General features: G+C 72.4%; 7 protein-coding genes. All 7 read right to left on the bottom strand.

Going from position 1 to position 7,870, the window contains the following annotated elements; genetic code table 11:
• Positions 1-586: 586 nt before the first annotated feature.
• Entirely contained in the window at positions 587-1,864 is a 1,278-nt protein-coding gene (gene tyrS / locus F8568_RS40230) for a tyrosine--tRNA ligase (RefSeq protein WP_151599034.1), read from the bottom strand.
• An 84-nt stretch (positions 1,865-1,948) separates the two neighbouring features.
• Positions 1,949-2,584 (bottom strand): DNA-3-methyladenine glycosylase, encoded by a 636-nt coding sequence (locus tag F8568_RS40225; RefSeq protein WP_151599032.1) that lies wholly within the window; start codon positions 2,582-2,584, stop codon positions 1,949-1,951.
• Positions 2,585-2,761: 177 nt separating this feature from the next.
• Positions 2,762-4,174 (bottom strand): argininosuccinate lyase, encoded by a 1,413-nt coding sequence (gene argH, locus F8568_RS40220; protein ID WP_151599031.1) that lies wholly within the window; start codon positions 4,172-4,174, stop codon positions 2,762-2,764.
• Between the two features lie 126 nt (positions 4,175-4,300).
• Complete coding sequence (locus F8568_RS40215; RefSeq protein WP_151599052.1) at positions 4,301-4,804, bottom strand: arginine repressor; 504 nt, start codon at positions 4,802-4,804, stop codon at positions 4,301-4,303.
• An 8-nt stretch (positions 4,805-4,812) separates the two neighbouring features.
• Positions 4,813-5,733 carry an ornithine carbamoyltransferase gene (argF, locus tag F8568_RS40210; RefSeq protein WP_151599029.1) on the bottom strand — a complete coding sequence of 307 codons (921 nt, stop codon included), beginning with the start codon at positions 5,731-5,733 and terminating at the stop codon, positions 4,813-4,815.
• A gap of 3 nt (positions 5,734-5,736) precedes the next feature.
• Complete coding sequence (locus F8568_RS40205; protein ID WP_151599027.1) at positions 5,737-6,939, bottom strand: acetylornithine transaminase; 1,203 nt, start codon at positions 6,937-6,939, stop codon at positions 5,737-5,739.
• On the bottom strand, positions 6,936-7,850 hold the full coding sequence (gene argB / locus F8568_RS40200) for an acetylglutamate kinase (protein ID WP_151599050.1): 915 nt from the start codon (positions 7,848-7,850) through the stop codon (positions 6,936-6,938). Before argB ends, F8568_RS40205 begins: the two co-directional genes overlap by 4 nt.
• Between the last annotated feature and the right edge of the window lie 20 nt (positions 7,851-7,870).

The following is a 7,870-nucleotide window of genomic DNA, read 5'->3' as shown; positions in this document are numbered from 1 at the left end:
CCGAAGCAGCCAAACCTCAGAAGAAAATCCCAGCAACACGATCCATCCGAAAACAGATCGCTTTGCCTCAAAGAAATCCCCACCACCCTCGCGAACGAGGATGGCCACGGGGCGACCCGGCCTGCCGGCCGGATCGATAAAGGCACTGGCTTTTAACACGCTGTTGAGTTCTCAAGAAACGGACACCCACCGCGCCGGACCCGCTCTCGCGAGCCCCGCTCCGGGGCAACCCTTCAAGCCTACCCGTTCCGCCCGCTTTGTCAAACTTTGGGCGATTCGGCCCCCATCGCCCCTTTTGAGATGCGGACACGTCCGCCCCAGCCGGTTCGTGGAGGTTCCCCCGGGGCCGGCCGCCTTGTCGGCGTCCCGCTCCCCCGTGGGGCGTGTAGAACATTAGGTCCCGGGGAAGGGACCGTCAAATCGACCCACCGGGAGACGTTTAACCAGGTCAGAGGGTATTTTTTGAGCTCAAAACGGCCAAGATGGGGCCCCTCGTGACCGCACTGTGACGTGTGTCTACCCAATCTTTCCCCGGACATGACGAGCGCCCGCCCGGAAATCCGGACGGGCGCTCGCCGCGTGCGGTTCAGGACGCGGTCACCTCGACGCCGCCGATGTTCCGCTTGCCCCGCCGCAGGACGAGGAAGCGCCCGTGCAGCAGGTCGCCGGACGTCGGCGCGGCGTCCTCCGACTCGACCTTGGCGTTGTTCAGGTACACCCCGCCCTGGGTGATCGTCCGCCGGGCCTCCGACTTGCTCTTGCACAGCCCGGAGGTGGCCAGCAGGTCCACCACGGGCGGGAGGTCGCCCGGCGGGATCTCCGTGCGGGGCACCTCCGCCAGCGCCGATCTGAGGGTCCGCTCGTCCAGCTCCTTCAGCGCCCCCTGGCCGAACAGTGCTTTGGAGGCGGCGATGACCGCGGCCGTCTCGTCCGCGCCGTGGACGAGCGTGGTCATCTCCTCGGCGAGTGCGCGCTGCGGCACGCGGGCGGCGGGCCGCTCGGCGCCCTGCTTGACCAGGTCCTCGATCTCCTCGCGGGAGCGGAAGCTGAAGACCTTGAGGAACTTCTCCACGTCGCGGTCGTCGGCGTTGATCCAGAACTGGTAGAACGCGTACGGCGAGGTCAGCTCGGGGTCGAGCCAGTACGTCTCGCCGCCGGCGGTCTTGCCGAACTTCGTGCCGTCGGCCTTGGTGAGCAGCGGCGTCGTCAGCGCGTGCGCGCTGCCGCCCTCGACGCGGCGGATGAGGTCGACGCCGGCGGTGAGGTTGCCCCACTGGTCGCTGCCGCCCGTCTGGAGCACGCATCCGTGCCGGCGGTACAGCTCCAGGAAGTCCATGGACTGCAGGAGCACGTAGCTGAACTCGGTGTAGCTCATCCCGGTGGTGTCGAGGCGCGCCTTGACGGTCTCGCGGGCGAGCATCCGGTTGACCGGGAAGTGCTTGCCGATGTCGCGCAGGAACTCGATGGCCGACATGGGGCCGGTCCAGTCGAGGTTGCTGACCATGGTGGCGCCGGTCTGGCCGTCGTCGAAGTCGAGGAATCGCGACACCTGGCCGCGGATCCGCTCGACCCATCCGGCGACGGTCTCCTCGGAGTTCAGTACCCGCTCGGCGCTCTTGCCGCTCGGGTCCCCGATCAGGCCGGTGGCGCCGCCGACGAGGCCGAGCGGGCGGTGCCCGGCCTTCTGGAAGCGCCGCAGGATCAGGATCTGGATGAGGTTGCCGAGGTGCAGCGAGGGCGCCGTCGGGTCGAACCCGCAATACAGCGTGACCGGCCCCGCGGCGAGCAGCGCCCGCATCTCCTCCAGATCGGTGGACTGCGCGATCAGGCCGCGCCACGCGAGGTCATCCAGGATGTCGGTCACGTTCTCCCTCGTCTCAGCCTTGCCGTCCGGCTCTTTCACCAGACTGCCCGATGGGCGGACGCCCACGCCAACGATATTCGGAGGTCACGCCCGCCCGGCGGCCTTCCCGCGGACGCGCGGGACGTGCGCCCGGTACGGCGACACGGTCGGGTCGCCGTCGACGTAGAACCGCCACGGCACCTCCTTGGCGACGTTGATGCCGGTCCGCGGTCCGCTGCGGATCAGCGCGGGGTCGGCGGGCTCGCCGCGCAGGATCGTCATCTCGCCGCCGGGAGTGCACACGTCCAGCCCGTTCTGGTCGCGGACGACGCCGAGGGCCTGGCACAGCCGGGCGGGGCCGCGGGCCAGGTCGCGGACGGTGGACTTCGGACGGCGGGCGCGGGCGAGGTCCTCCCCCGCGATGATCTCGCCGGCGCGCAGCAGGACCGCCGACGACGTGCCCTCGGGTCCGCAGACCAGGTTCATGCAGAAGTGCATGCCGTAGGTGAAGTACACGTAGACGTGCCCCGGCGGACCGAACATCACCGCGTTGCGCCGCGTCTCGCCGCGGTAGGCGTGGGACGCGGGGTCGAGAGGGCCTGCGTACGCCTCGACCTCGGTGAGCCGCGCGGCGACCTCGCCGTCGGGCGTGCGATGCGTGATCACGTGCCCGAGCAGCGAGGGCGCCACCTCGTCCACCGGCCGGTCGAAGAAGTCCCGTGGCAGCAGCGTGCCGTCCATCGCCTCACCATGGTCTAGGGGGTGGTCCGCCGGTCGACCAGCCTAGAGGGCGCCGCCGGCGCTCCGGTCCAGGTGCCGGTCAGCACCCCAGTGGGGGGGACGACCCCCCACACCCCCCGGCAAAAGCAAGCCTGACCGACACCCTCCACTCCGCTGGCGCTCCGCTCCAGGTGCCGGTCAGGCGCCCGTGGCCCAGGAGGCGTGGTCGTTGACCTGGGCGCGCAGTGCGGCGATCTGCTCGCGGACGCGGTCGGGGGCGGTGCCGCCGTAGGCCTTGCGGGACGCCAGGGCGCCCTGGACGTTGAGGACCTCGCGGACGTCCGGCGTCAGGTGCGGCGACACCTTGGCCAGCTCGTCGTCGGTGAGGTCGTCGAAGTCCTTGTCGTTGACCTGGCACCAGACGACGAGGTGCCCGACGACCTCGTGGGCGTCGCGGAAGGCGACGCCGCGCCGGACGAGCAGCTCGGCGAGGTCGGTGGCGAGGGCGAACCCGTCGGGCGCGGAGGTCTCCAGCCGCTCGGTGTTGATCCGCATGGTGGCGATCAGGCCGGACATGGCGGGCAGGACGAGCAGCAGCGTCTCGACGGCGTCGAAGGCGCCCTCCTTGTCCTCCTGCAGGTCGCGGTTGTAGGTGAGCGGCAGGCCCTTGAGGGTGGTGAGCAGGCCGACGAGGTGGCCGATGAGGCGGCCGGCCTTGCCGCGCGCGAGCTCGGCGACGTCGGGGTTCTTCTTCTGCGGCATGATCGACGACCCGGTGGCGTAGGTGTCGTCCATCTCGATCCAGCGGAACTCCTGTGACGCCCAGAGGCAGATCTCCTCGCCGAGGCGGGACAGGTGCACGCCGGTCAGCGCGGCGGCGAAGAGGAACTCGGCGACGAAGTCGCGGTCGGCGACGGCGTCCATGGAGTTGGGTGCGGCGGCGTCGAAGCCGAGCTCGGCGGCGGTGGCCTGCGGGTCCAGCGGCAGCGAGGAGCCGGCGAGGGCGCCGGAGCCGAGGGGGGAGACCGCGGCGCGCTTGTCCCAGTCGCGGAGCCGGTCGATGTCGCGGGTGAGCGGCTGGACGTGCGCGAGCAGCTGGTGGGAGAACAGCACGGGCTGCGCGTGCTGCAGGTGGGTCATGCCGGGCGCGGCGACGCCGAGGTTGTGCTCGGCCTGCGCGATCAGCGCGGTCTCCAGCTCGACGAGCCGGGAGACGATCTGGCGGGCGTGGTCGCGCAGGTAGAGGCGCAGGTCGGTGGCGACCTGGTCGTTGCGGCTGCGGCCGGCGCGCAGCTTGCCGCCGAGGGCGCCGAGGCGCTCCAGGAGGCCGCGTTCGAGGGCGGTGTGGACGTCCTCGTCGGCGACGGCGGGGCGGAACTCCCCGGAGCGGCAGGCGGCCTCGAGGTCGTCGAGGGCACCGATCATGCGCTCGAGCTCGTCGTCGGTGAGCAGCCCGGCCCGGTTGAGGACGCGGGCGTGGGCGCGGGAGCCCATCAGGTCGTACGGGGCGAGCCGCCAGTCGAACTGGACGCTCACCGAGAGCCGCGCGAGCGCGTCCGACGGGCCGCCCTCGAACCGGCCGCCCCACAGTCGCGTCGGTGCCTTGGTCACGGAATTCCTCTTCTTCTCGGCGCTGTGCGTTCGTGTATCCGCCATCCCACCATGCCCCGGTGCGGGGGCGCGCGTCGGGCGCTCGGTGCGGCGGGGCGGTCCCGCCGCGCGCGGCGGGCGCGGCGGTCAGCCTCGTCGTTCCCGGCCGGCGGTCAGCCGCAGGAGCCCCTCGGCGACCTCGTCGCCGCCGTTCGGGTCGCGGGCGATGACGAGGATGGAGTCGTCGCCCGCGACCGTGCCGAGGATCGACGGCCATTCGGCGTGGTCGATCGCCGAGGCGAGGTACTGGGCCGCGCCCGGCGGGGTGCGGACGATGACCAGGTTCGCCGACGCCTCCGCCGACACGAGCAGTTCGGCGGCGATCCGGGAGAGCCGTCCGGCGAAGGTCTCGGCGGCGCCGGTGCGGGCGCGGCGGATCCGCTCGCCGCCCTCGCCGGGGACGGCGTAGATGAGGCTGCCGTCGTCGGCGCGCAGCTTGACCGCGCCGATCTCGACGAGGTCGCGGGAGAGGGTGGCCTGGGTGACCTCGACGCCGTCGTCCTGCAGGAGATTGGCGAGCTCGCCCTGCGAGTGGACGGGGTGGCGGGTCAGCAGGTCGATCACCCGGGACTGGCGGGCGGTCTTGGTCATCGGGGTGGTCACCGGGATCGCTCCAGCAGCCAGACCAGCAGGGCCTTCTGGGCGTGCAGCCGGTTCTCCGCCTCGTCCCACACGCGGCTGCGGGGGCCGTCGAGGACGCCGGCGGTGATCTCCTTGCCGCGGTAGGCGGGCAGGCAGTGCAGGACGATCGCCGCGGGGTCGGCGCGGCCGAGCAGGTCCTCGTTCACCTGGTACGGCTCGTAGCGGGAGGTGTCCTTGCCCTCCTCGCCCATCGACACCCATGTGTCGGTGGCGAGGATGTCGGCTCCGGCGGCGGCTCGCGCGGCGTCGTCGGTGACGGCCACGGATCCGCCGGTCGCCGCGGCGATCTCGGTGGCGCGGGCCACGACGGCGGGGTCGGGCGGCAGGGACGCCGGCGCGGCGACGCGGACGTGCATCCCGGCGGTGGCGCATCCGAGCAGGTAGGAGTGGGCCATGTTGTTGGCGCCGTCGCCGAAGTAGGCGAGGGTCGCGCCGGCGAGGCCGCCCTTGGCCTCGCGGACCGTCTGCAGGTCGGCGAGGATCTGGCAGGGGTGGAACTCGTCGGTGAGGGCGTTGACGACGGGGACGGCCGTGCCGGCGGCCATCTCCTCGATGCGCTCCTGGCCGGCGGTCCGCCACACGATCGCGGCGACCTGCCGTTCGAGGACGCGGGCGGTGTCGGCGATGGTCTCGCCGCGGCCGAGCTGGCTGGTGCCGGCGTCCATGACGAGGGGGTTGCCGCCGAGTTCGGCGATGCCGGCCGTGAACGACAGCCGGGTCCGGGTGGACGGCTTGTCGAACAGCACGGCGACCGACCGCGGGCCCTCGAGCGGCCGGTGGGCGAACCGGTCCTTCTTGACCTGCGCGGCGAGGTCGAGGACCGCGGCCTGTTCGGCGGGCGCGAGGTCGTCGTCGCGCAGGAAGTGCCGGACGGTCATGGGTCAGCTCTCCTTCACGGCGGACGCGGCGGCGTCGAGGATCGTGGGGAACGCGGCGGTGAACGAGCGGGCCTGCGCGGCGGTGAGGGTCAGCGGCGGGGCGAGCCGCAGCGCGTCGGGCTGGAGCGCGTTGATCAGGAAGCCGGCGTCGCGGGCGGCGGCCTCGACGGCGGGCGCGTGCGGGCCGGTGAGGACGGCGGCGCGCCACAGGCCGCGGCCCCGGACACCCTTGAGCAGCGGGTGGTCGATCGCCTCGAGGCCGGCGGCGAGGGTCTCCCCGACCTCGGCGGCGTTGGCGAGCAGGCCGTCCTTGTCGATGGTGTCCAGGACGGCGAGGGCGGCGGCGGCGCTGACCGGGTTGCCGCCGAACGTGCTGCCGTGGTCGCCCTTGGCGAAGATGTCGCCGTGGTCGCCGAAGGCGACGCAGGCGCCGATCGGCAGGCCGCCGCCGAGGCCCTTGGCGAGCGTGAGGACGTCGGGCCGCGCGTCCTCGTGCTGGAACGCGAACCAGGCGCCGGTCCGGCCGATGGCGGACTGGATCTCGTCGGCGACGAACAGCGCGCCGGTCGCGTCGCAGATCCGCCGGGCCGCGGCGAAGTACCCGTCCGGCGGCGGGACGACTCCGGCCTCGCCCTGGGCGGGCTCGAGGAACACCGCGGCGCACCGCTCGTCCACGGCGGCCTCGAGCGCGTCCGCGTCACCGTAGGGGACGAACCGGACGTCGATGGCGAACGGCCCGAACGGCTCGCGGATCGCGTTCTTGCCGGTCAGCGACAGCGCGCCCATGCTGCGGCCGTGGAACCCGTTCTCCGCCGCAACGAAGTACGTCCGGCCGTTCGCCTTCCCGTACTTGATCGCGAGCTTGAGCGCGGCCTCGTTGGCCTCGGTGCCGCTGTTGGCGAGGAACACCCGGCCGTCGCCGCCGAGCAGGCCGAGCAGCCGCTCGGCGAGCAGCACCTCCGGCTCGTGCAGGAACAGGTTGGAGGTGTGGGCGAGGGTCGCGGCCTGCGCCGCCACCGCCTCGACGAGGGCGGGGTGGGCGTGCCCGAGGGAGCTGACCGCGATGCCGGCGATCAGGTCGAGGTACTCGCGGCCGTCGGCGTCCCACACCCGGCAGCCCTCGCCGCGCGCCAGCGCGACCGGCGGGACGCCGTAGTTCGGCATGAACGCGGCCTCGAACCGCTTGCGCAGGTCGTCGCCGCTCACTCGGGGTCTCCCGTGACCGGTCCGCCGGGGAGGCCGGGCAGCACCATCGTTCCGATCCCTTCGTCGGTGAAGATCTCCAGCAGCAGCGAGTGCGGGACGCGGCCGTCCAGGACGTGCGCCTGCGGGACGCCGCCGCGCACGGCGGCCAGGCACGCCTCCATCTTCGGCACCATCCCGGCGGACAGGTCCGGCAGCAGCACCGCCAGCTCGTCGGTGGTCAGCCGGTCGATCACGTCGTCGCTGTCGGGCCAGTCCGCGTACAGGCCCTCGACGTCGGTGAGCACGACCAGCTTCGCCGCGTCCAGCGCGACGGCGAGCGCCGCGGCTGCCGTGTCGGCATTGACGTTGTACACCTCGCCGTCGTCGCCGCGCGCGATGCTCGACACGACCGGGACGCGGCCGTCGTCCAGCAGCGCGCGGACGGCGCCGACCTGCACCTCGACGATCTCGCCGACCTGGCCGATGTCGACGCGCTCGCCGTCGAGCAGCGCGTGCTTGCGCTCTGCGGTGAACAGGTTGGCGTCCTCGCCGGACATGCCGACGGCGAACGGCCCGTGCCGGTTGATCAGCCCGACGACGTCGCGCTGCACCTGCCCGGTCAGGACCATCCGGACGATCTCCATGGCCTCCGGGGTGGTGACGCGCAGGCCGGCGGTGAACGTCGAGTCGATGCCGTTGCGCTCCAGCGCGGCGTTGATCTGCGGGCCGCCGCCGTGCACGATGACCGGCTTCAGGCCGGCGTAGCGCAGGAACACGATGTCCTCGGCGAACTGGTGCCGCAGCGCCTCGTCGGTCATCGCGTGCCCGCCGTACTTGATCACGACGGTCTTGCCGTGGAAGCGCTCCAGCCACGGCAGCGCCTTGATCAGCGTCTGCGCCTTGCCCATGACGCCGGCGCGGTTCTTGCGCATGTCGGCGCCGCTCGTGATCG

Source organism: Actinomadura physcomitrii, assembly GCF_008923205.2.
Classification (GTDB): domain Bacteria; phylum Actinomycetota; class Actinomycetes; order Streptosporangiales; family Streptosporangiaceae; genus Spirillospora; species Spirillospora physcomitrii.
This window is presented reverse-complemented; position numbering and strand designations above follow the sequence as displayed.